The 22,287-nt window shown below is 74.1% G+C and carries 21 protein-coding genes and 1 riboswitch; of the genes, 10 read left to right on the forward strand and 11 right to left on the reverse strand.

Annotated features, from left to right (window positions below; all coding sequences use genetic code 11):
* Positions 1–6 precede the first annotated feature (6 nt).
* The 8 genes from ACIP5K_RS07125 to ACIP5K_RS07160 are packed head-to-tail and all read left to right on the forward strand — an operon-like array spanning position 7 to position 7,213.
* The gene (locus ACIP5K_RS07125; RefSeq protein WP_401405988.1) at positions 7–1,017 is read left to right on the forward strand and encodes an MCE family protein; all 1,011 of its coding nucleotides are present in this window, start codon (positions 7–9) and stop codon (positions 1,015–1,017) included.
* Positions 1,014–2,249, forward strand: a complete 1,236-nt coding sequence (locus tag ACIP5K_RS07130; RefSeq protein ID WP_401405991.1) for an MCE family protein — start codon at positions 1,014–1,016, stop codon at positions 2,247–2,249. Before ACIP5K_RS07125 ends, ACIP5K_RS07130 begins: the two co-directional genes overlap by 4 nt.
* Positions 2,246–3,472, forward strand: a complete 1,227-nt coding sequence (locus ACIP5K_RS07135; protein ID WP_401405994.1) for an MCE family protein — start codon at positions 2,246–2,248, stop codon at positions 3,470–3,472. The genes ACIP5K_RS07130 and ACIP5K_RS07135 overlap by 4 nt, the downstream gene beginning before the upstream one ends.
* Complete coding sequence (locus ACIP5K_RS07140) at positions 3,469–3,951, forward strand: hypothetical protein (RefSeq protein WP_401405997.1); 483 nt, start codon at positions 3,469–3,471, stop codon at positions 3,949–3,951. The genes ACIP5K_RS07135 and ACIP5K_RS07140 overlap by 4 nt, the downstream gene beginning before the upstream one ends.
* Positions 3,948–4,670 carry a hypothetical protein gene (locus tag ACIP5K_RS07145; protein WP_401406000.1) on the forward strand — a complete coding sequence of 241 codons (723 nt, stop codon included), beginning with the start codon at positions 3,948–3,950 and terminating at the stop codon, positions 4,668–4,670. The genes ACIP5K_RS07140 and ACIP5K_RS07145 overlap by 4 nt, the downstream gene beginning before the upstream one ends.
* 3 nt (positions 4,671–4,673) lie before the next feature.
* A complete protein-coding gene (locus ACIP5K_RS07150) occupies positions 4,674–5,201 on the forward strand; it encodes a nuclear transport factor 2 family protein (RefSeq protein ID WP_401406003.1) in 528 nt (175 codons plus the stop codon).
* A gap of 30 nt (positions 5,202–5,231) precedes the next feature.
* Complete coding sequence (locus ACIP5K_RS07155; RefSeq protein WP_401406006.1) at positions 5,232–5,972, forward strand: hypothetical protein; 741 nt, start codon at positions 5,232–5,234, stop codon at positions 5,970–5,972.
* 14 nt (positions 5,973–5,986) lie between these two features.
* Complete coding sequence (locus tag ACIP5K_RS07160) at positions 5,987–7,213, forward strand: lytic transglycosylase domain-containing protein (RefSeq protein ID WP_401406009.1); 1,227 nt, start codon at positions 5,987–5,989, stop codon at positions 7,211–7,213.
* On the opposite strand, the gene ACIP5K_RS07165 is transcribed toward ACIP5K_RS07160, so the two are convergent.
* Positions 7,187–8,812 carry a hypothetical protein gene (locus ACIP5K_RS07165; protein ID WP_401406012.1) on the reverse strand — a complete coding sequence of 542 codons (1,626 nt, stop codon included), beginning with the start codon at positions 8,810–8,812 and terminating at the stop codon, positions 7,187–7,189. The genes ACIP5K_RS07160 and ACIP5K_RS07165 overlap by 27 nt on opposite strands.
* Positions 8,813–8,929: 117 nt before the next feature.
* Positions 8,930–10,183, reverse strand: a complete 1,254-nt coding sequence (locus ACIP5K_RS07170) for a cytochrome P450 (protein ID WP_401406015.1) — start codon at positions 10,181–10,183, stop codon at positions 8,930–8,932.
* A gap of 213 nt (positions 10,184–10,396) precedes the next feature.
* Between ACIP5K_RS07170 and ACIP5K_RS07175 the strand changes: the two genes are divergently transcribed.
* Entirely contained in the window at positions 10,397–11,566 is a 1,170-nt protein-coding gene (locus ACIP5K_RS07175) for a steroid 3-ketoacyl-CoA thiolase (RefSeq protein ID WP_401406018.1), read from the forward strand.
* A 94-nt stretch (positions 11,567–11,660) separates the two neighbouring features.
* Positions 11,661–12,923 (forward strand): alpha/beta hydrolase, encoded by a 1,263-nt coding sequence (locus ACIP5K_RS07180; protein ID WP_401406021.1) that lies wholly within the window; start codon positions 11,661–11,663, stop codon positions 12,921–12,923.
* Between the two features lie 13 nt (positions 12,924–12,936).
* Here the strand turns inward: ACIP5K_RS07180 and ACIP5K_RS07185 are convergent, their stop codons facing one another.
* The 9 genes from ACIP5K_RS07185 to ACIP5K_RS07225 form a co-directional block, all read right to left on the reverse strand.
* Complete coding sequence (locus tag ACIP5K_RS07185) at positions 12,937–13,767, reverse strand: ECF transporter S component (protein WP_401406024.1); 831 nt, start codon at positions 13,765–13,767, stop codon at positions 12,937–12,939.
* Entirely contained in the window at positions 13,764–15,377 is a 1,614-nt protein-coding gene (locus ACIP5K_RS07190; RefSeq protein WP_401406027.1) for an ABC transporter ATP-binding protein, read from the reverse strand. The genes ACIP5K_RS07185 and ACIP5K_RS07190 overlap by 4 nt, the downstream gene beginning before the upstream one ends.
* Positions 15,374–16,504, reverse strand: a complete 1,131-nt coding sequence (locus ACIP5K_RS07195) for a CbiQ family ECF transporter T component (protein ID WP_401406030.1) — start codon at positions 16,502–16,504, stop codon at positions 15,374–15,376. Before ACIP5K_RS07195 ends, ACIP5K_RS07190 begins: the two co-directional genes overlap by 4 nt.
* A 3-nt stretch (positions 16,505–16,507) precedes the next feature.
* Positions 16,508–17,176 (reverse strand): SCO2322 family protein, encoded by a 669-nt coding sequence (locus tag ACIP5K_RS07200; protein WP_401406033.1) that lies wholly within the window; start codon positions 17,174–17,176, stop codon positions 16,508–16,510.
* The gene (locus ACIP5K_RS07205; protein ID WP_401406036.1) at positions 17,173–18,408 is read right to left on the reverse strand and encodes a prenyltransferase/squalene oxidase repeat-containing protein; all 1,236 of its coding nucleotides are present in this window, start codon (positions 18,406–18,408) and stop codon (positions 17,173–17,175) included. Before ACIP5K_RS07205 ends, ACIP5K_RS07200 begins: the two co-directional genes overlap by 4 nt.
* A gap of 114 nt (positions 18,409–18,522) precedes the next feature.
* Positions 18,523–18,575, reverse strand: a riboswitch (cobalamin riboswitch).
* A 531-nt stretch (positions 18,576–19,106) separates the two neighbouring features.
* Positions 19,107–20,273, reverse strand: coding sequence for a flotillin family protein (locus ACIP5K_RS07210; RefSeq protein WP_401406039.1), 1,167 nt, complete (start codon positions 20,271–20,273; stop codon positions 19,107–19,109).
* Positions 20,274–20,286: 13 nt separating this feature from the next.
* Entirely contained in the window at positions 20,287–20,532 is a 246-nt protein-coding gene (locus tag ACIP5K_RS07215; protein WP_401406042.1) for a hypothetical protein, read from the reverse strand.
* Between the two features lie 108 nt (positions 20,533–20,640).
* Positions 20,641–21,681 (reverse strand): MBL fold metallo-hydrolase, encoded by a 1,041-nt coding sequence (locus ACIP5K_RS07220; RefSeq protein WP_401407532.1) that lies wholly within the window; start codon positions 21,679–21,681, stop codon positions 20,641–20,643.
* Between the two features lie 92 nt (positions 21,682–21,773).
* Positions 21,774–22,286: a GNAT family N-acetyltransferase gene (locus ACIP5K_RS07225; protein WP_401406045.1), complete on the reverse strand. Its 513-nt coding sequence runs from the start codon at positions 22,284–22,286 to the stop codon at positions 21,774–21,776.
* Between the last annotated feature and the right edge of the window lies 1 nt (position 22,287).

The raw sequence follows: 22,287 nt of genomic DNA on the forward strand, positions 1-22,287 counted from the left end.
GGGCTCATGGCAACCACACGGACCAGGAAAAGGCTGCTCATCGGCTCCCTCGCGCTCGTCGTGCTGATCGCCGCCGGCATCGTCGGCGTCAGCGCCGCGAACGACGACGGGATGCGCGTCACCGCCTACTTCGACCGGGCCGTCGGCATCTACGACGGCTCCGACCTGCGCATCCTCGGCGTACGCGTCGGACGCGTCGACGGCGTGCACCCCGAGGGCACCCGGGTGCGGGTCACCCTCGACCTCGACGACGGGGTCAAGGTGCCCGTCGGGGCGCGGGCCGTCGCCGTCGCCCCGAGCGTCGTCGCCGACCGCTACGTCCAGCTCACCCCCGCCTACTCGTCGGGCGCGGCCCTCAAGGACGGCGCGGTGCTGCCCGCCTCCCGCAACCGCACCCCCGTCGAGGTCGACCAGCTCTACGACAGCATCACCGACCTCAGCAAGGCACTCGGCCCCGACGGCGCCAACCAGCAGGGCGCCCTGTCCGGGCTGCTCACCACCGGCGCCGAGAACCTCAAGGGCAACGGCAAGGACCTGGGCGACAGCATCGAGCAGTTCGGCAAGGCCGCCAAGACGCTCAACGGCAGCAGCGACGACCTGTTCACCACGCTCTCCCAGCTCCAGACGTTCACCACCATGCTGAAACAGGAGGACTCGGGCGTGCGCACCGCGCAGGAGACCCTCGACGACGTCACCGGCTACTTCGCCGAGAACCGCGACGACCTCGCCGGCGCCCTCAAGGAACTCGGGGCCGCGCTCGGCCAGGTCAAGAAGTTCATCGACGACAACCGCGCCCAGCTCAAGGACAACGTCGACAAACTGGTCCCGCTCACCCAGGCCCTCGTCGACCAGCGCGCCTCCCTGGCCGAAGCGCTCGACGCGGCCCCGCTCGCCGCGGGCAACGTCCTCAACGCGTACAACCCGAAGACGCGCACCCTCGACGGCCGCGCCAACCTCAACGAGCTGAGCCAGGGCGGCCCGCTGCTGCCGCTGCCCTCCGTGGGAGGCGACCAGTGAACCGGCGATCCACCGCCCGCACGGGCGCCGGCCTCGGCTGCGCCACCGTCATCACCGTCGCCTTCCTGCTCACCCTCGGCGTCATCAGCGTCCCCACGCCGTCCTTCGGCGGCCTGGAGGACGTGCCGCTGCCCGGCGGCGCCGACCTCGGCGCCCACCCGTACACCATCACCGCCGACATGAAGGACGTGCTCAGCCTCGTCCCGCAGTCCGCGGTGAAGGTCAACGACGTCGCCGTCGGCCGGGTCACCCACATCGAACTCGCCGGGAAGGACAGCTGGACCGCCCGGGTCACCCTGCGGATCAACGGCGACGTGCGGCTGCCCGCCGACGCCGGCGCCCGCATCGAACAGTCCAGCCTCCTCGGCGAGAAGTACGTCCAGCTCGTCGAGCCCGACAACGGCACCGGCACGCTGCACGCGGGCGACCGCATCCCCGTGGCCCGCACCGGCCGCAACACCGAGGTCGAAGAGGTCTTCGGCGCGCTGTCCCTGCTCCTCAACGGCGGCGGCGTCAACCAGCTCAAGACCATCACCCAGGAACTCAACAAGGCCGTCGGCGGCCGGGAGTCCGATGTCCGCTCCACCCTGCGCCGCGTCGACACCCTGGTCACCGACCTCGACGACCACCGCGGCGACATCACCGCCGCGCTCGACGGGGTCAACCGGCTCTCGGCGACCCTCGCGCACCGCAAGGAGGACGTCGACACCGTGCTGTCCGACCTCTCACCCGGCCTCAAGACCCTTGAGGAACAACGGGGTTCACTGATGACCATGCTGCGCTCCCTCGACCGGCTCGGGGACGTCGCCACCGACACCATCAACCGCAGCCAGGCCGACATGGTCGCCGACCTGCGCTCGCTCGCCCCCACCCTGAAGGCGCTCGCCGACTCCGGGCAGGACCTGCCGAACTCGCTCCAGGTGCTGCTCACCTACCCCTTCACCGACGAGGTGCTGCACGGCATCAAGGGCGACTACCTCAACACGTACCTGGACCTGGCGGCCGTGAAGGGGACCACGCTGATCCCGCCGCTGGTGGAGAGCACCGGCACGGCGACGCCCGGCACCGAGCGGCGTTCCAGCGGCGAGCGGTCCGGCAAGCGGTCCGGCGAGGGGGCCTCCTCCGACGCCTCGCCGCTGCCGCTGCCCGCCACCACCGCCCCCGGCCCGGGCGCCGGTACGGGCGCCGGTACGGGCGCGGGTGCCACGCCGAGCGGGGGTGCCTCCCGGTGATCACGCTCGCCATCCGGCTGAAGAACCTGGCCTTCCTCCTCATCGCCGTGCTCGTCCTCGGCTACCTCGGCATCCGCTACGCCGACCTCGGCCGCTACGTCGGGGCCGCCGACTACTACACGGTCAAGGTGCAACTTCCGCGCACCGGGGGCCTGTTCACCCACTCCGACGTCACCTACCGGGGCGTCTCGGTGGGCCGCGTCGGGCCGATCGACCTCACCGACGAGGGCGTCGAGGCCGAGCTGCGCATCAAGAAGTCCGCGCCGCACATCCCCGACGACGCCCGCGCGGTCGTGGCGAGCCTGTCCGCGGTCGGCGAGCAGTACATCGACCTGCGGCCCGAGCGCTCCGGCGGCCCTTACCTCGCCGACGGCGCCCGCATCGACCGGACGGCGACCTCCGTGCCCAAGCCGGTCACCGACGTCCTGTCGAGCGTCGACAACCTCACCACGTCCGTCCCGCTCGACGACCTCCGCACGGTCGTCGACGAGTTCGGCAAGGCCTTCGAGGGGCGCGGCGAGGACCTGCAACTCCTCATCGACAACGGCTCGCAGTTCGTCCAGGCCGCCGACCGGGCGCTGCCGGAGACCACCAAGCTCATGAACGACGGCGAGGTCGTCCTGCGCACCCAGGCCGAGGAGGGCGACGCCATCAAGTCCTTCGCGTCCGGCGCCAGCGACCTCGCGTCCACCCTCAAGGGCTCCGACGCCGACCTGCGCCGCCTGGTCATGGCGGCGCCCGACGCCGCCACCCGGATCAGCGGGCTGCTGCGCGACCTGAACCCCGAGGTCGGCGTCGTCCTCGCCAACCTCCTCACCACCTCCGAGGTCGCCGTCACCCGGCAGCGCGGCACCGAGGAACTGCTCGTGAAGCTGCCGGCGGCCGTCGCCGCGGGGGCCACGGCCGTCGACGGGAAGAAGGTCAACTTCGGTATGGCGGTCACGTTCTTCAAGCCCCTGCCGTGCACCGCGGGCTACTCGGGCACCACGTACCGGCTCGGTACGGACCTCGGCCCGGCGCCCGCCACGAACACCGGCGCCCGCTGCACGGCTCCCGCGTCGAGCGGCGTGGACGTCCGCGGCTCCGCGCACGCGCCGGGCGGCGGCGCCGTGCCGAAGCCCGCACGGCCCGGGGCGCTGTCGCTGCCCTCGGTGACCGACGCGTCCGGGACGGCCTCCGGGATGGCCGGGCTGCTCGGGCTCCCCGCGGGGAGCGCGCGGTGAGGCGGGCGCTGGCGGGAGCGGGGCTCGCCGTCGCGCTCGCGGTGTGCGGCACCGGTGCCTGGTCGTACGCGCAGGCCCGGGGGGACGACGACCTGGCGTACGGCCGGGCCCGGGACGCCGTGCTGTCCGACGGGCGGGCGGCCGTGGCCCGGCTGACGACCCTGGACGCGTCGACGTCGGCGCGGGCCGAGGCCGGGGTGCGCGAGTGGAAGGCGGTGACGACGGGACCGTTGCGGGCCGAGCTGGCCCGGGAGTCGCCGGCGGCCGGGGTCTCCTCGCGCGGGGTCGTCACGGACGCGGCGGTGACGTCGCTGGACGACCGGGCCGGGACGGCGAAGCTGATCGCGACCGTCCGGGTGACCTCCGGGTCGGCCGGCGCGGAGCGCAAGCGCCTGGAGGCGGTACTGAGCCGCTCCGCGGACGGCGCCTGGAAGGTCAAGTCGCTCGGCGCGGTGCCGGTGACGGGAGAGCAGAAGTGACCCACAGAACAAAGACCCAAGCCCGCGAGCAATCCGCCGGGCCACCTGAAGTCGAGCCGGAGCCCGATCCCACCCAGGGGCGCGGGGAACTGCGCAAGAAGCTCGCCGGGCCACCTGACGACGAACCCGATCCGGATCCCACCCAGGGGCGCGGGGAACTGCGCGATCAGCCACCGCCGGACGGGGAGTCGGAGACGAAGCGCGGGCGGGTCCGGGCGGGAGCCCGGCTCCAGCTCATCGCGATGGCCGTCGCCGCCGTACTCCTGGTGGCGACCGGCGCCACCCTCTTCACCCTCGCCCACCACCTCCGCACCGAACCGGCGACCCGCAACCACGCCCTCACGGACGCCGACGCCACCAACCGCGTCAACGGCGAGGTGAGCAGCGCCCTCGCCAAGATCTTCTCCTACTCGCCCGACGGCATCGAGGCCACCCGCCGCACCGCCGCCCAGGTCCTCTCCGGCAAGGCGGCCGCGCAGTACGCCCAGCTCTTCACCCAGGTGCAGAAGAACGCGCCGAGCCAGAAGGTCACGCTCACCACCGACGCCGTCCGCGTCGGCACGGCCGACCTGCACGGCGACACCGCGCACCTGCTCGTCTTCCTCGACCAGTCGACGCGCCGCGGCGACAGGAAGGCGGTCACGTCGGCCGCCCAGCTCTCCGTCACCGCCCGACTCCGCAACGACGTATGGCAGATCGTCGACATCAAGGCCAGGTGAACCATGCTGAAAAGACCGCTGCTCACCGTGGCGCTCGTGCTCTCCCTCGTCGCGGGCGGCTTCGCCGTCTGGGGCGGCTGGTCCTGGTACGGGGCCGCGCACGACGACACGGCCTCCTTCGCCGCCGCCCGTGACGAAGCCCTGGAGTCGGGGGAGCAGGCCGTGCAGAACCTGAACACCCTCGACCACCAGAAGCTCGCCGGCGGGCTCGACCTGTGGGAGAGCTCCACCACCGGCGCCCTCCACTCCCAACTGGTCAAGGGACGGCCGGAGTTCGAGAAGCAGGTGCGCAGTGCCAAGACGGTCAGTACGGCGAAGGTGCTCGACGGCGCCGTCACCGAACTCGACGAGCGGGCCGGCAAGGCCCGCGTCATGGTCGCGCTGCGGATCACCGTGAAGGCCGCCGGACAGAAGGCCACCGACAAGGACAGCCGGATGCTCGGCGAGCTCACCCGCACCGACGGTCACTGGAAACTCAGCGCCCTCGCCCAGGCCCAGGTCGGCGACTCGGCGTCGACCACCACCGACTGAGCGCGCGCCGCAGCCGCAAGAGGAGCCACCATGCCGTCGACCACCCGCCACACCCTCAACCGCCAGCGCCAGCGCCGGACCCAGAACCCGGCCCGCCCGTCCGCGCGGCCCACCGCAGAGGACACCACGGCCCCGGCCACCCCGGCCCCGGCCACCCCGGCCCCCGCCGCCCCGGCCCCCGCCACGAAGAGGACCCGCCCGGCCGCGGCCCCTGCGCCCACGACCGCCGGGAAGGCCGACGCGGGCGCCGCCCCGCGCCGCCTCCTGGCCGCCCTCTGCCTGCTCACCCTGCTCCTCGGCGGCTTCGCCGGCTGGGCGCACGCCAGGTCCCACGCGCTCACCGACACCGCCGCCGCGCGGAACACGGCGCTCACCGACCCGGCCCGCACCAGCGACGTCAAGGGCCAGGCGGAGAAGGCCGTCAACGCGCTCTTCTCCTACGACTACGCCAACCCGGCGACCGAGCGGAAGGCCGCCTCCACCCTCCTCACCGGCAAGGCCGTCGGCCAGCACCGCACCCTCCTGGCGCCGGTGCTCGCCCAGGCGCAGAAGCAGAAGACGGTCGTCACCACGACCGTCACCGACAGCGCGGTCGAGCGCATCGACGGCGACCGCGCCCGCGTGCTCGTCTACGCCGACCAGTCCAGCACCAGCACCGCGGCGAAGGCGAAGGACGCCGCCGGAAACTACGCGGGCGCCATGCTCGCCGTCGACCTCGTCCACCGTGACGGCCGCTGGCTGGTCTCCGCGATCGACACCTTCAGCAGCTGACGAAAGGCCCCCTCATGCCTACCCCCCCACCGAGCAAACGCCCTCGCCTGAGCCGACGACTGCGCGGCACCGCGGTCGCCGTCGCCGCGACGGCCCTGCTCACGGCTTCCCAGGCCCCGGGTGTCGTGGAACAGCTGACCAAGAGCCATGACAGCGGCACCGACCCGGTCGCCCTCGCGGGCGGCACCGGCGCCCTGCCCCAGGTCCCCTCGCAGGGCGACGACTCGTACCACACCGAGCTGCCGCCCCTGAAGACGCCGGACAACCCGGACCTGACGTTCCCGCCCGCCGAGATCCGCGCCGAGGCCGGTGTCCCCGCGACCGTCCTGGCCGCGTACCGCAGGGCCCAGGCGTCCGTCGGCCGCACCGACCCGGGCTGCCGGCTGCCGTGGCAGCTGCTCGCCGGGATCGGCAAGGTCGAGTCGGGGCAGGCGCGCGGCGGCGACGTCGACAGCAACGGCACCACCCGGCACCGCATCACCGGACCGGCCCTCAACGGCAACGGCTTCGCGCTGATCCTCGACTCCGAGGGCGGCCGGTGGGACGGGGACGCCGTCTACGACCGGGCCGTCGGGCCGATGCAGTTCCTGCCCGGCACCTGGCGCCGCTGGGGCGCCGACGGCAACGGCGACGGCACCGCGGACCCCAACAACATCTTCGACGCGGCGCTCGCGGCGGGCCACTACCTGTGCGCGGGCAACCGGGACGTCGGCACCGACAGCGGCCTGGAGCGGGCCGTCCTCAGCTACAACTACTCGCGCGACTACCTCCGTACGGTCCTGTACTGGATGGAGTTCTACCGCAAGGGCGTGCACCCGGTCGCCGACGGCCGGGGCGTCGTCCCGGACAGTCCCGGCGCGGGCTCCGACACCCCGGCGAGGAAGCCCGTCGCGGACCACAAGGGCGGCGGCATCGTCATCGGCAGCCCGCCGCCCACCCACCGGCCGAGCCCCCGCCCGAGCACCTCGCCGTCGCCCTCCCCCTCGCCGACCGGCGGGCCGAGCCCGAGCCCGACCCCCGGGCCCACCGACTCCGGGCCCGCGACGCCGCCCGTCACCAGCTCGCCGACGGACAGCACCTCGCCCCCGGCGACGGACGAGCCGGGCACCGGCACGCCGAGCGACGGCGGCTGCCCGTCCGACAGCGCGAGCCCGACGGACACCGCGAGCCCGACAGGCTCGCCCAGCCCCTCGCAGAGCCCGAGCGGGTCGGCCTCACCCTGCGCGACAGCCGGGAGCTGACGGCCGCGGCGACGGCGACTTCTCCCAGCCGGACCCGACCCGGTAGGTACCCGCCGCCGGGGCGACCAGCTCGGTGAACTCGCCGTCGCGCTGCCGCCGCACGGTCAGACAGCCGCCCTCGGCCCGCAGCCACGGCGAGTACGCGACCCTCAGCGTCGCCGTGCCCGCGCGGGCGAAGCGGACGACGACCCGCGCGCCGTCCGAGCGGACCACGGCGGCGGGCTCGGAGACCAGCGGGACCGCGCCGCGCACCCGGTAGATCCGCCAGTGCGGGCTGCGCCACACCGGCTCCAGATAGCCGGGCCCGGAGCGCACGAACGCGGCCTCCTGCTCGGCGAAGCCGTCCGGCGTGCCCCCGGACAGCACCACGAAGCCGACCGCCCACCGGTCAAGCCACTGCCGGTAGGTGGCCGCCGAGAACGAGCCGTCGTAGAAGAGCCGCCCCCGCTCCACGTCGAGCTGCCGGTTCCAGCCGCGCGCCATGTTCACGTACGGGGCCAGCGCCGTCGCCTCCCGGTGGTTGCGGGCCGGGATCACCTCCACCCGGGTGCGGTCCGCGCCGAGCCGCTCCAGTTCCCGTACGACGTCGCGGGTGTCGGCCGCCCAGGCGGGCACCCGCGTGGACACCCGCAGGTCGTCGGCCGTCTTCCGGGCCAGCCACGCCGAGGACAGCACGAGCGCCGCCGCGAGGACGAGCACCGGCAGCCGTCGGCGGTCCGCAAGACGGGCCTGGAGCGCCGCCAACAGCACGGCCGGGGCGAGGAGTTCGGCCAGCCGCTCGACGTTCGTGCCGACGGGGGAGGGGATCAGGTAGGTGAGGACGGTGCCCGCCGCGTAGACGCAGGCCGCCGCGCGCGCCACCCGCCAGGACCGGGGCCCGGCCAGGGCCAGCGCCAGCGCGAACACCACCGGTGGCCAGATCCGGTCCACCGGCATCAACTGCTCGCCCTTGAAAGGGAACAGCAGCGTCGTCGTGCCCACGACCGCGGCGGGCGGCGCCAGGTACGCGGCGGCCCTACCCCTGTCCCGGGCGCACAGGTACCCGGCGCCGACGACGGCCAGGAACAGCCCCGCCACCGGGGACGCCATCGTGGCGAGCGCCGCGCACAGCACCCCCGCCGGATACCGCCGTCCGGTCAGCGCCACGCCCGCGCCGAGCCCGAGGGCGACGCCGAGGGCGAAGGTGGTGCGGCCGGACGCCACGTCGCACCACAGGGCCAGCGACAGGAGCACGGCGGGCGGCAGCGGGCGGGCGATGCCGGTGCGCACCAGCAGGAGCGCGCCGAGCCAGGCGGCGGCGAGCCCGGACGCCACCGTGACCGGCCGCACCCCGAGACCGGCCATCAGATAGGGCGAGATCAGCGAGTAGTTGGCGGTGTGCATGCCGCCGTACCAGAACAGGTTGTACGCCGACGCGCCGTGGTCGGCGGCGAACCGGGCCCACGCCTGCTGGGCCGCGAGATCGCCGCCGCCGGTCGCGAGGAACAGCGCCCACACGGCGTACAGCGGCAGCGTCGGCGCGGTCGCGAGCAGCGGGACGCGGTGGCGTGCGGGCAGGGGCGCGCGGGGGCGTGCGAGGGGCAGGTCGACCGTGACCACGGGTACCGATCCGTCCGTTTCCGTCGTGTCGTGTCATCTCCGGGTGGGGCATGCTCCCCGGGAAAGACGCACGGTGCGACGCACGCGTTCAGCCGGCGCCCGGATCGGGCCGGAAGTTCACCCCTTCGCGGGCGTCGCCACCTGGAGCTCCTTCACGCCGTTGAGCCACGCCGCGCGCAGCCGGCGCGGATCGCCGACGAGCCGCAGATCGGGCAGGGCGTCGGCGATCGCGTTGAAGATCAGGTCGATCTCCAGGACCGCCAGCGACTTGCCGAGGCAGAAGTGCGGGCCGCCGCCGCCGAAGCCGAGGTGCGGGTTGGGGTCGCGGGTGATGTCGAAGGCGTCGGGGTCGGTGAAGACCTCCGGGTCGTGGTTGGCGGAGGAGTAGAAGATGCCGACCCGGTCGCCCTCCTTGATCTTCTGCCCGCCGAGTTCGGTGTCCTGGGTGGCGGTGCGCTGGAAGGAGACGACCGGGGTCGCCCAGCGCACGATCTCCTCGGCGGTGGTGGACGGGCGCTCGCGCTTGTACAGCTCCCACTGGTCGGGGTGGGTGAGGAAGGCGTGCATGCCGTGGGTGATGGCGTTGCGGGTCGTCTCGTTCCCGGCCACGGCGAGCAGGATCACGAAGAAGCCGAACTCGTCCGAGGAGAGGTTGCCCTGGTCCTCCGCCGCGACGAGCTGGCTGACGATGTCCTGGGCCGGGCAGCGCTTGCGCTCGGCGGCCAGGTTCATCGCGTAGCTCACGATCTCCAGGGCGGCCTCGGCGCCGATCTCCTCGGTGATCGCGTACTCCGGGTCGTCGTAGGCCACCATCTTGTTCGACCAGTCGAAGACCTTGGACCGGTCGTCCTGCGCGATGCCGATGAGTTCGGCGATGGCCTGGAGGGGCAGCTCCACGGCGACGTTCGTGACGAAGTCGAACGAGCCGTCGGGGCCGGCCTGTTCGCGGGCGGCGGCGACGATGGCGTGCGCCCGGGAGCGCAGGGCGCCCTCCAGGGAGCGGATGGCGCGCGGCGTGAAACCGCGCTGCACGATCTGGCGCACGCGGGTGTGCTCGGGCGGGTCCATGTTCAGCATGATCAGTTTCTGCACCTCGATCTGGTCGCGCTGGATCGAGGAGTTGAAGCGGATCACGGCGGTGTTGGTGTGCGAGGAGTAGAGCTCCGGATGCGTGGACACGAACTTGACGTCGGCGTGCCGGGTCACCGCCCAGTACCCCGAGTCGTCGAAGCCGGAGATCCCGCGTTCCTGTGGAATCCAGCGGACCGGTTCGGCCTGCCGGAGTTCGGCGAACTCCGGGTACGGCACGCGGTCCTGGAGCAGATCGGGGTCGGTGAAGTCGAACCCGTCGGGCAGCGCGGGGCACGGCATGGGGCCACTCCAGATTCTGTCTGACGCTCCGTCAGTTATGGCTCGAAAGGTAGTAACCGGTTCTAGAAGTGGCAAGGGGCGCGGGTGTGTCGGTTCCGTGTGTTGTCCTTGCACGGCCCTTGCGTACCCGGGGTAAGCGCACCGAGACTGCACACAGAACTGGTACGCGTTCTAGTTTCATCAGTCCGGGATTGCGTGGAGAGGACGACTGTCATGGCAGCCGAGCCCGTCATCGTCGAAGCCGTACGGACCCCGATCGGCAAGCGCGGCGGCGCGCTCGCCAATCTCCACCCGGCGTACCTGCTGGGGGAGACGTACCGCGAACTCCTCGGCCGGACCGGCATCCAGCCGGACTGCGTCGAGCAGATCGTCGGCGGCACGGTCACGCACGCGGGCGAGCAGTCCATGAACCCGGCCCGCACGGCCTGGCTGACGATGGGCCTGCCCTACGAGACCGCCGCCACCACCGTCGACTGCCAGTGCGGCTCCTCCCAGCAGGCCTCGCACATGACCGCCAACATGATCGCGGCGGGCGTCATCGACGTCGGCATCTCCTGCGGGGTCGAGGCCATGTCCCGCGTCCCCCTCGGCTCCGGGTCCAAGCACGGACCGGGCAAGCCGTTCCCGGAGGAGGGCAACGTCGACCTGCCCAACCAGTTCGAGGCCGCCGAGCGCATCGCCCGGCGGCGCGGACTGACCCGCGAGAACGTCGACTCGCTCGGCCTGATCTCCCAGGAGCGCGCCGCGAACGCCTGGTCCGAGGAGCGCTTCAAGCGCGAGACGTTCGCCGTGCAGGTGCCCACCACCGAGGCCGAACAGGCCGCCGGACAGGGCATGTGGCGCCTGGTCGACCGCGACGAGGGACTGCGCGACACCACCATGGAGGGCCTGTCCGGGCTCAAGGCCGTCATGCCGACCGCCGTCCACACCGCCGGCAACTCCTCGCAGATATCCGACGGCGCCGCCGCCCTCATGTGGGCGTCGAAACGGATGGCACGCGCGCTCAAGCTCCGCCCGCGCGCCCGCATCGTGGCGCAGGCGCTGGTCGGCGCGGACCCGCACTACCACCTGGACGGGCCCGTCGACGCGACCCGCACGGTGCTCGGCAAGGCCGGCATGACGCTCAAGGACATCGACCTCGTCGAGATCAACGAGGCGTTCGCGTCCGTCGTGCTCAGCTGGGCGCAGGTCTTCGACCAGGACCTGGAGAAGGTCAACGTGAACGGCGGCGCGATCGCCCTCGGCCACCCCGTCGGCGCGACGGGCGCCCGCCTCATCACCACCGCGCTGCACGAACTGGAACGCCGGGACAAGGAGTTCGCGCTCATCACCATGTGCGCGGGCGGTGCGCTCGCCACCGGCACGATCATCCAGCGGCTCTGAGGAGAACCCGAGACCCGGGGTGGGCCCAGCACCACCCCGGGCCCGGGGGCGGCTCGGATGTCGGCGGGCCGGGGCCGGTCCCTACTGTCGGATCATGACCTCAGAGACGAACAACTCCACCCCGGGCGGGCGCACTTCGGCGACGGCCCGGCGGGCCTGCGCCGTGACCCTCGCCCTGCTCCTCGCGGGCGGCGCGGCCCTCCCGGCGGCGGTCGCCGCCGACGGCGGACGGCACGCACGGCAGGCCCAGCACCCGGCGACGAGCGCGCGGGGGACGCTCGTCTCGCTGGAGCCCGTCACCGTCCTCGACCGCGCCGCCGTCACCCGATGGCTCGCCGACAAGGGCATGGCGACGACGACCGTACGGCAGGGGGTGCGGGCCTACCGGCTGACCTACCGCACCCTCGACGCGTACGGCGCACCCACCACCGCCACCGGCCTGTTCACCCTCCCCGCGGGCGGCGCCCACCGGCTCGACGTCGTCTCCGACACCCACGGCACGATGGTCGACCGAACCTACGCCCCCTCGGTCGGCGACGACTTCGGCCGCATCCCCTCCTACCTGTACGCGTCGTCCACCGGCAAGGCCGTCGCCGCACCCGACTACCTCGGCCTCGGCCGGGGCCCCGGCACCCACCCCTACATGGACACCGCGTCCTCGGTCACCGCCGCCGTCGACATGCTGCGGGCCGCCCGCGAGGCGGGCCGGCGCCTCGACCGCCCGCTCACCGGCGACGTCTACGCCACCGGCTTCTCCCAGGGCGGCCAGGTGGCGACGGCGCTCGGCCGGGCGCTGCGCGACGGCGCCGGGCACGGCCTGCGGCTGCGGGCGCTCGCCCCGGTCAGCGGCCCCTACGACCTGTCAGGCCAGGAGATCCCCGCGCTCTTCGACGGCCGGGTCAACCCCGTCAGCGGCGTCGTCTACACCTCGTACTTCCTGGTGGCCCAGAACCGGCTCGCCCCGCTCTACCGCGACCCCGCCGAGGCGTTCCGGGCCCCCTACGCCGACCGGGTCGAGGCGCTCTACGACGGCGCGCACACCGAGGAGGACATCGTCACGACGCTGCCGGGCTCGGTGAAGGAGCTGCTCACCCCCGCCTTCTACGCCCGCATGCAGCACCCCACCGGCGCCCTGAAGGCGGCCATCGACGCCAACGACCACTCCTGCGCCTGGAAGCCGGACGTGCCGGTCCGCCTGTACGCGGGCGAGGCGGACACGGACGTCCCGATCGCCAACGCGCGCAGCTGCGCGCGGCAGCTGGGCGGGGCCCCGGTCCTGAACCAGGGGGCGGTGGACCACTTCGGCAGCTTCCAGAGCGCGGCCCCGAAGATCGCCGCCTGGTTCCGGGGCCTCTAGGGACGCCGCTCCTCTAGGGACGCCGGTCCTCGAAGGTCACCGGGGCTTCGAAGGCGGCGCGGCGGGTGGCCCGGCGCAGGGCCTTCAGGACGGCGCCGCCGACGACCAGGGTCAGCACCACGGTGAGCGCCGCCCGGCCCAGGTCCCAGCCGAGCGAGGTGGCCAGGCAGTAGGCGAGGAAACGGGCCAGGTTGTCGTGGAGCGGGGCGTCCGGCTGGTACGCCACGGACGACGCGAGCGCGTTGATGAAGGGCCACCCGGAGAGGTTCATGATCGTGCCGTAGGCGAACGCGGCGAGGAACCCGTACCCGGCGAGCATCACGCGCTCCGCCCGCCCGCGCAGCGCGTGCGCCCCCGGCAACAGCCCGGCCCCCATCGTGAACCAGCCCATGGAGAGCATCTGGAACGGCATCCACGGCCCGACGCCGCCCGTCAGCAGCGCCGACGCGAACATGCTGAGCGAGCCGAGCACGAACCCGAAACCGGGCCCGAGCACCCGCCCGCTCAGCACCATCAGGAAGAACATCGGCTCGATCCCGGCCGTGCCCGCGCCGATGGGCCGCAGCGCCGCCCCGGCCGCCGCCAGCACACCGAGCATGGCGACCGCCTTCGGCCCCAGGCCGGACTCCGAGATCGTCGCGGCGACCACCGCGACGAGCAGGACGAGCAGCGCGGCGAAGAGCCAGGGGGCGTCCTGCGCGTGGGCGGTCACCTGCGACCCGGGCCCGGCGATCAGCGGCCAGCCGATCGAGACCACCCCGACGGCGCTGACCAGCAGCAGCGCGACGACGGAGCGCGGGCCCAGCCGCACGGGATCGACCCGCCGGTCGGACAGCGGGCTCATCCCAGCGCCTCCCCGACCTGGGCGACGGTCAGCCACCGCTGCGGCGCCAGCACCTTCGCCACCTGCGGCGCGAACGACGGCGACGACGTCACGATCTCCGGCGTCGGCCCGTCCGCGACGATCTCGCCGTCCGCGAGGATCGCCACCCGGTGCGCCAGCTCCGCCGCCAGTTCGACGTCGTGCGTCGCCAGGACGACGGCGTGCCCGCGCCCGGCGAGCCCGCGCAGGACCGTGACGAGGCGGGCCTTCGCCGCGTAGTCGAGCCCGCGCGTCGGCTCGTCGAGCAGCAGCAGCGGCGGCGCCGCGGTCAGCACGATCGCCAGCGCGAGGGTGAGCCGCTGCCCCTCCGACAGATCGCGGGGGTGCGTGTCGTCGGCGATCCCCGGCAGCAGGTCGCCGAGCAGGGCCCGGCAGCTGCCGGGCGCCGCGTCCGCGTCCTTGTCGGCCGCCGCGCACTCGGCGGCGACCGTGTCGGCGCAGAGCAGGTCCCGCGGTTCCTGCGGCACCAGCCCCACCTTCCGGATCAGGTCGCGGGGCGTCGCCCGGTGCGGCACCAGCCCGCCGACCCGGACCGAGCCGGTGGTCGGCGCGATCAGTCCGACGAGCGTGGAGAGCAGCGTGGACTTGCCGGCGCCGTTGCGCCCCATCAGGGCGACGATCTCCCCGGGCGCGACGGTCAGCCCGACGCGGCGCAGGGCGTCGACGCGCCCGCGCCGCACCCCGAGCCGGTCGACGACGGCGAGGGGAGCGCCCTCGGACCCGCGGGGGGCCGCGCGCCCGGCGGGCGGCCCGAGCGGCGCGAGCCGGTCCCGCAGCCCGGCCGCCGCGCGCCGCGCGTCGCGCACGGTGAGCGGCAGCGGCGACCACCCGGCCAGCCGCCCCAGCCCCACCACCGGCGGATACACCGGCGAGACGGCCAGCACGGCGGCCGGATCGCCGACCACCAGCGGCTCCCCCGGCGCGGGCAGCAGCGCCACCTGGTCCGCGTACTGCACCACCCGCTCCAGCCGGTGCTCGGCCATCAGCACGGTCGTCCCGAGATCGTGCACCAGGCGTTGCAGCACCGACAGGACCTCTTCGGCGGCGGCGGGATCCAGCGCCGACGTCGGCTCGTCGAGCACCAGCACCCGGGGGTGCGGGGTGAGCACGGAACCGATCGCGACGCGCTGCTGCTGCCCGCCGGAGAGCGTGGCGATGGGCCGGTCCCGCAGGCCGGCGAGGCCGAGCAGGTCCAGCGTCTCCTCGACCCGGCGCCGCATGACCGGCGCGGGCAGCCCCAGCGACTCCATGCCGTAGGCCAGTTCGTCCTCGACGGTGTCGGTCACGAAGTGCGCCAGGGGGTCCTGGCCGACGGTGCCGACGACATCGGCGAGTTCGCGCGGCTTGTGCGTCCGGGTGTCGCGCCCGGCCACGGTGACCCGGCCGGCCAGGATGCCGCCGGTGAAGTGCGGCACGAGCCCGCTGACCGCGCCCAGCAGAGTCGACTTGCCGACACCGGACGGGCCGGCCAGCAGCACCAGCTCGCCCTCGGGCACGTGCAGGTCGATGCCGCGCACGGTGGGCGCCCGCGCGTCGTCGTACGTCACGCGGACGTCCTCGAAGCGGATCATGACGACGCCTCCTGCTTTCGCTGGACGGATTCGGGAGCGGGCACCGGCGCGACGAACGCCGGGAGGAGCCCGACGAGGACCCCCGCCGCGGGCAGCAGAGGCAGCGCGGGCGCGGCCAGCGGCACCACGGACGGCTGGAGCGCGGCCGGGTCGCGGGCGGCGCTGAGGATCATCACGGCGGCGGCGACCGCGCCCGAGGCGGCGACGAGCCAGGCCCGCACACCCCACGCGTCGGGCCGGTAGCGGGTGCGCACCGAGCGCCGCCCGCCCAGCCACAGCCCGCCGAGCGCGGCGAGGACCCCGGCGAGCAGCACGGGCAGCCCGTACCCGGCGCCCGACGCGGCGAGCAGCCCGTACGTGCCCGCGCACACGCCGATCAGACCGCCCAGGGTGAGCACGGCGGTGGCCCGGCGCACGGCGGCCGGCACTTCTGCGGTGCGGCCGTAGCCCCGCGCGTCCATGGCCGCGGCGAGAGCCACCGACCGCTCCAGGGCGCCCTCCAGGACGGGCAGGCCGACCTGGAGCAGGCCGCGCAGACCGCTGTCCGGGCGGCCCCGCAGGCGGCGCGCCGCCCGCAGCCGCCGCACGTCGGCGACGAGGTTCGGCGCGAAGGTCATGGCGACGACCACCGCGACGCCCGCCTCGTACAGCGCGCCCGGCAGCGACTTCAGCAGCCGCGACGGGGAGGCCAGCGCGTTCGCCGCGCCGACGCAGATCAGCAGCGTGGCCAGCTTCAGCCCGTCGTACAGGGCGAACACCAGCCCCTCCGCGGTCACCCGCCCGCCGATCCGCACGCCCTGCGCCCAGTCGGGCAGCGGCACCTCGGGCAGCGTCACGACGACGTGCGAGCCCGGGACGGGGGAGCCGAGGAAGCAGGCGAAGACCAGCCGGATCCCGATGACCACCAGGCCCAGCTTCACGAACGCCCCGTACGAGCGGGCCCACGGCGCCTCCGTGCGGCGCGCCGCGACCACGTAACCGGCGACGCCGACGAGCAGCGCGAGCAGCAGCGGGTTCGTGGTGCGGGAGGCGGCCGTGCCGAGCCCGAGCGCCCAGATCCACCAGGCACCCGGATGCAGCGAACGGGAACGGCCGGCCCGCGGGGCCCGCAGCGCGTCGAGACCCATGACTCAGTCGCGGCGGCGCTTGGCCTGCCAGATCGCCGCGCCGCCCAGCGCGACGACGGCCACGACACCGGCGAGCACCCCGACCGACGGCAGCGACGACCCGCCGCCCCCGCCCGTGCGGTGCCCCTGATCCTGCTTCTGGCCCTGGCCCTGACCCCGGCCGCTCACCTGCTCGCCGCAGCCCGTGCGCGGGTACCCGGAGATGGCGCAGAGCAGCGCGCTGCTGTCGTAGCGCAGCGGTTCGGCGACGGCGGCCAGCGCCTCCGCGGCGGTCGCGTCCGTGCCGACCCGCGCGCACGCCGTCCGCGGCTTCGGCGGTGTCTCGCCGGACGGCGCGTCGGCGGCCGTCCCGAAGTCGACGACGACCGCGACCCGCTTCTTCCCGTCCCGCGGGTGCGTGCCGGAGCAGATGGTGCCGAAGTCGGCGGCCCCGCGCGGCTTCGTGGCGTCCTCGGAGTCCGCGCTCACCGCGAACCGGAACCCCTCGACGTCCCCGTCCGACGGCCTGTTCTGCCCGGGGCCGGTGGTCGCGTACGTCCAGGCGCCGTCGGCGCGCTCCCAGAACGACCAGTACCGGTAGCCCGCGGCCCGCGCGGGCGCGGCGGCGGCGAGAGCGAGCACGGCGGCGAGGAGGACGAGCAGGACGAGCAGCGGTCGGGCGGCGCGGCTCACTGCTGCCGCTTCTTACGCCCGCTGATCAGGATGCCGACGCCGACGGCGGCGATGAACATGACGCCGACGATCACCCAGGACACCGAGCCGCTGTCGTCGTCCTTCTTCTTCTCGTCGCCGGAGTCGGCCGATCCGGCGGAGGCCGGGTCGGGTCCCGTCCTGTTCAGCGCGGACACCAGGTCGGTGCCGCCGAAGTCGCGCGGGTCGTTGCCGGTGGCGTGCGCGGCGAAGATCAGCTGGGCGTAGGCGGCCGGACCGGCGCCCGCGGCCCAGTCCCGCGCGTTCTTCTCCAGCCAGGCGTAGGGGTCCTTCGTGTACTTGATGCCCTCGGCGGCGGCGACGGCCGTGACGGCGTCGGCGGTGTTGCCGTAGTCGGGCTGGTCCGAGGCGCCGGCCAGCTGTGACTTCAGGTACAGGTGGGTGGAGAGCTGGTTCTGGAGGTAGACGGCGCCGTTGTGCGCGATGCCGTCGGCGGTCTTCGCCGTCGCCCCGCCCTCGCAGGTGTACGCGTCCGGGGCGGTGCCCTTCTCGGCGGCGAAACCGGAGCCGAGGGCGCCGAGCACACCGGCGGCGGTGGCGTCGGCGTTCGCGACGAGGTCGCCCTTCTTGTCGGGCTGGTAGGCGAGCGCGCCGCCGTTCTTGCCGTCCGCGCAGGGCAGGGTCAGGGCGGCGAGGGCGTCGAGGCCGGACTTGCCGGACGCGGAGCGCACCTCGGCGGGCTCGTCGCCGGAGGTGGACAGGGCGCCGAGCACGACCGCGGTGGAGTTGCCGTCGCTGGCGCCGCCGGGGTTGTAGCCCCAGCCGCCGTCGGCGTTCTGGTTCTTCTTCAGCCAGGCCACGCCCTTGGCGACCTCGCCCTTGTGCCCGCCCACCGCGGTCAGGGCCTGTACGGCGGCGGCCGTGCTGTTGCTGTCCACCGGCGTCTTCGCGTCGCAGGCGGTGCCCGGCTCGGCCCGGAACGCGGCGAAGCCGCCGTTCTCGCACTGCTGGCCGGCCAGCCAGTCGACGGCCTTGGCGGCGGGGCGGACGCCTTCGGTGCGCTGCGCCACGAAGGCGAGGGACTGGCGCCAGACGCCGTCGTACGTGGGGTCTCCCGAGCCGTACAGGCCGCTGGGCACGGCGGTCTTGGGGGTCGCTGAGGGGGAGGCACCGTCCGCGAGGGCGGTCGGCGCCGCCGCGCCGCCGATCACGACGGTCGCGGCGACGAGCGCGGCGCTGCGGCGAATGTTCATGCTGGGGCGGGTGCCTCTCCCTGCGGGGAGCCGGGCGGCACGGCACGCTTCGGTTACCGGGCGGCGCCAGCTCCGTGTGCCTCGACGGTTCTGGGCCGATCATGGCGTGGGTGAGGCATTCCGGCTGTGACGGCTGCGGGTCAGCGCCGGAGTCGCACCGGCTTCCCCTCACACACGCGTGATGACGACGACCTTCACTGTACCGGGCCCCTCGCACACCTGACTGATCCCCGCCGCCCGGCGGGGGCCGGTCGCGCACCTGGGTGGTTCGTCGTGCGCGGGCCGGTGGCCGCTTCTCGCGCAGTTCCCCGCGCCCCTGAAGCGAGCTCCGCTCGCCCAGGAGCGCGCGGACCTCAGCCTCAAGCGCTGCCTCTGGGGGAGGCTGCGCGCAGCGCATGCCTCAGGGGCGCGGGGAACTGCGCGATCAGCCACGGCGGTGGCGCACCTGAAAGACGGCCCCAGGGGCGCGGGGAACTGCGCGATCAGCCACGGCGGTGGCGCGCGTGAAAGACGGCCCTAGGGGCGCGGGGAACTGCGCGACCAGCCACGGCGGTGGTGCGCGTGACAGACGGCCTAGGGGCGCGGGGAACTGCGCGACCGGCCACGGCGGTGGTGCACCCGGAAGACGGTCCCGGTGGCCACGATGGCGGCGCGCGGAAAGGGGGGGCGCCGCGCCATCGTGGCGGGTGGGGGAGGGGTCAGCGGACCTCTACCGGGCCGTCGTCCCCGCCCCGGGGCACCCCGAGATACCGCTCGACGGCAGCCCCGGCCCCGGCCGACCCGTCGTCCCCGTTCAGGTTCTTGCGGACGGAGTCGAGGATCGTCAGACCCTGCCCCACGAGCCCGGCGGCGATCTCGCCGAGCCCGTCCGCCCCGTTCAGGACGTTCACATTGGCCCCGGCGAGCCCGGCCGACGCCTCCTTCACGATCTGCGGCAACTGATCGATGAGCATGCGGTCCAGCGCGACCCGGTCGTAGGACGCCGCCGCCTCGGCCTGGATCTTCATGCGCTCGGCCTCGGCGAGGGCCAGCACCCGGATCCGCTCGGCATCGGCCTCGGCCGGCTTCACGATCTCCGCGATCAGCTCCTTCTCCCGCAGCTCGGCCTGGCGCAGCGCCAGCTCGGTCTGCGCGGCGAGCACCTCCTGCTGGGCGTGCGCGAGCGCGAGCGGCCCGGCCTGGTCGGCCTGCGCCTTGGCCCGGTCCACCTCGGCGCTGAACTCCGCCTGCACGATCGCGGTCTGCCGCGCGAACTCGGCCCGCTTGCGGGCCGCCGCCTGCTCCGCCTCGGCGGACGCCTGGTCGGCCTGCGCCTGCGCGATCTTCGCGGAACGCTGGATGGCCGCCTTGTGCGGCTGCGACATGGCCTCGATGTAGCCGGTGGCGCCGTCGTCGATGGACTGGATCTGGAGCGAGTCGACGTGCAGTCCGATCTTCGCCATCTCGGCCTTGGAGGTGTCCAGCACCTCCGTCGCCAGCTTCTGCCGCTCGGTGACGATCTCCTCGACGGTCATCGAGCCGATGATGGAGCGCAGGTGACCGGCGAAGATCCGCCCGGTGAGCACCGACATCTGCTCCTGGTCGGACAGGAACCGCTGCCCGGCGTTGACGATCGACTCCGTGTCGTTGCCGACCTTGAAGGCGATCACGGCCCGCACGGTCAGCGCGATCCCCTGCCGGGTCACGCACTTCTCGACGACCTCCGCCTCCGCCATCGCGAGGGACAGGAAGCGGGTCTTGCGGAACACGGGCAGCACGAACTTCCCGTGCCCGGTGACGACGCGGAACGGCGCTCCCCCAAGTCCCCGCCTGCCTCCCGAGATCAGCATCGCCTCGTCGGGTGCGGGAACGCGATATCCGAACATCCTTGACGTCTCCTTAGCGGGCGCCGCCGGCACCGTCGGCGCGGAGCGGATCGGCCCAGGCCATGACCACGACCTGCCGGGTGCCGCGTGATTCGATCACGAGCACGGTCGTCCCGCGCTCCAGGGGTTCGTCGGACCACGCGAGAAACGTCTCGGTCCCGCCCCTGACCCGTACCAGCACCTCGCCCGGCCCCCCGGCACCCCGGGTGCCGAGCACCAGCTCCCCCGTACAGCCGACCACAGCCTCGTCCGGCGCCATCGGCGGCCGCCCCCTTGTCGTTCCAGCTCAAGTGAGCTCTTGGGACCGGACGATACGCCTGCGCGTGCGCCCCCACCATCCACGCGCGGCAAAGATCGACGGCCCCGGTCAGGGCGCGGCGACGTACGCCGCCGGGTCGCTGCCGGCGACCGTCTCCGCCCGCCCCAGCTTCACCAGCCGGCGCAGATGGGCCTCCGCCTCGGACACCGCGATCGTCCGCGAGCCGTAGGGGATGTCGGCCCACGGACGGTTCCACTCCATGCGCTCCGCGAGCTGCCACGGGGTGAGCGGCACCGCGAGCAGGGCGAGCAGACCGGTCAGCCGGGACTCGTGGTGCTCCAGCAACTCCCGTACGCGGGCAGGCGCGTCGGTGAACGTGTGCTGGTGCGCCGGGAGGATCTCGGCGGGGGCCAGCCGCCCGACCCGCTCCAGCGAGTCGAGGTAGTCGCCGAGCGGATCGGTGACGGTGGCGTCGTCCGGATCCTCGTACAGGCCGATGTGCGGGCTGATGCCGGGCAGCACGTGGTCGCCGCTGAACAGCCGGCCGTGGCCCGGGAGCCGGTCCGGGTGCTCCTCCTCCAGGTGCAGGCAGACATGGCCCGGGGTGTGGCCCGGCGTCCAGATCGCGCGGAGCCTGCGGCCCGGCAGGGGGAGCAGGTCGCCGGGGGTGATCGTGCGGTCGGGCAGCGCCGGGTCCAGGCCGGGCAGGCGGCGCGGGACGCCGTCGTCGCGGGCGCGGGTGAGCGGGGCGACGTGCGCGTCGGGGGCCCCGGCCGCGATCAGCTTCCTGGCCATGTACGCGTACCAGCGCGACGGGTCGTTCTCCCGGGTGCGCCGCACCACCGCCGCGTCCGCCTCGTGCATCGCGATCCAGGCGCCGGACGCCTCGCGCACCTTCGCCGACAGGCCGTGGTGGTCGGGGTGGTGGTGGGTGATCAGGACGCCGGCGAGGTCGGTGACCGAGGTGCCGCAGTTCGCGAGGCCCGCCGTCAGCGTGTCCCAGGACTCCGGGTCGTCCCAGCCGGTGTCGACCAGGACGGGCCCCGCGTCGGTGTCGAGCACGTAGACGAGGGTGTAGCCGAGGGGGTTGTCGGGGATCGGGACCCGGATGCTCTGCACGCCGCCGCCGTGATCGGTCACCTGCGTCACGTTCGTCACCTCTGTCACCTCTGTCGCCTCTGTAACCGGGGGAGGGGGACCGTCGAACTCCCGCCACTGTAGGGCACCTTGTAGAACTTGTTTCAGTGGTCGCCCGGGTCGACCGTCCGGCCGGTCCAGACGTCCTCCCCGTCCGCGTCCACCTCGCCCGACGGCGTCAGACCGAGCGCGCGGGCCACCCGCGCCGACGCGTGGTGCCCGGGGTGGATGCGGGCCACGAGGTCCGGGGTGCCCCGGGCCGCCAGCCAGCGCGCCATCCCGAGCGCCGCCTCGCGCGCGAGACCGCGGCCCTGGGCGGCGGTGCCCACGACCCAGGCCACGTCCGCCGCCCCGGCCGCCACCGTGGCCTGCACGTACCCCGTGAGGCGGCCCGAGGCCTCCTCGCGCAGCACCCAGTTGTGCCACTCGGTGCCGGCGTCGGGGGCTCCCGCGACCTGCCGGGCGTAGCGGGCGCGCAGCTCCGCGGGCGCCGGCGGGCCGCCGCCGGTGAAGGTGTACAGCGCCGGGTCGGCGAGCACGCCCGCCATCTCGCCGGCGTGCTCCACGGCCAGCGGCACCAGGGTCAGGCGCCGGGTGCGGATCGGTTCGGTCGTCACC

Origin of the sequence: Streptomyces sp. NPDC088785, from assembly GCF_044750685.1 — a bacterium.
Classification (GTDB): Bacteria; Actinomycetota; Actinomycetes; order Streptomycetales; family Streptomycetaceae; genus Streptomyces.

Excerpts from the sequence above, each read along its gene's own strand:
- ACIP5K_RS07125 (WP_401405988.1), top strand. The coding sequence starts at position 7 with ATGGCAACCACACGGACCAGGAAAAGGCTGCTCATCGGCTCCCTCGCG.
- ACIP5K_RS07150 (WP_401406003.1), top strand. The coding sequence starts at position 4,674 with ATGCTGAAAAGACCGCTGCTCACCGTGGCGCTCGTGCTCTCCCTCGTC.
- ACIP5K_RS07155 (WP_401406006.1), top strand. The coding sequence starts at position 5,232 with ATGCCGTCGACCACCCGCCACACCCTCAACCGCCAGCGCCAGCGCCGG.
- ACIP5K_RS07160 (WP_401406009.1), top strand. The coding sequence starts at position 5,987 with ATGCCTACCCCCCCACCGAGCAAACGCCCTCGCCTGAGCCGACGACTG.
- ACIP5K_RS07170 (WP_401406015.1), bottom strand. The coding sequence starts at position 10,183 with ATGCCGTGCCCCGCGCTGCCCGACGGGTTCGACTTCACCGACCCCGAT.
- ACIP5K_RS07175 (WP_401406018.1), top strand. The coding sequence starts at position 10,397 with ATGGCAGCCGAGCCCGTCATCGTCGAAGCCGTACGGACCCCGATCGGC.
- ACIP5K_RS07180 (WP_401406021.1), top strand. The coding sequence starts at position 11,661 with ATGACCTCAGAGACGAACAACTCCACCCCGGGCGGGCGCACTTCGGCG.
- ACIP5K_RS07185 (WP_401406024.1), bottom strand. The coding sequence starts at position 13,767 with ATGAGCCCGCTGTCCGACCGGCGGGTCGATCCCGTGCGGCTGGGCCCG.
- ACIP5K_RS07190 (WP_401406027.1), bottom strand. The coding sequence starts at position 15,377 with ATGATCCGCTTCGAGGACGTCCGCGTGACGTACGACGACGCGCGGGCG.
- ACIP5K_RS07195 (WP_401406030.1), bottom strand. The coding sequence starts at position 16,504 with ATGGGTCTCGACGCGCTGCGGGCCCCGCGGGCCGGCCGTTCCCGTTCG.
- ACIP5K_RS07205 (WP_401406036.1), bottom strand. The coding sequence starts at position 18,408 with ATGAACATTCGCCGCAGCGCCGCGCTCGTCGCCGCGACCGTCGTGATC.
- ACIP5K_RS07210 (WP_401406039.1), bottom strand. The coding sequence starts at position 20,273 with ATGTTCGGATATCGCGTTCCCGCACCCGACGAGGCGATGCTGATCTCG.
- ACIP5K_RS07215 (WP_401406042.1), bottom strand. The coding sequence starts at position 20,532 with ATGGCGCCGGACGAGGCTGTGGTCGGCTGTACGGGGGAGCTGGTGCTC.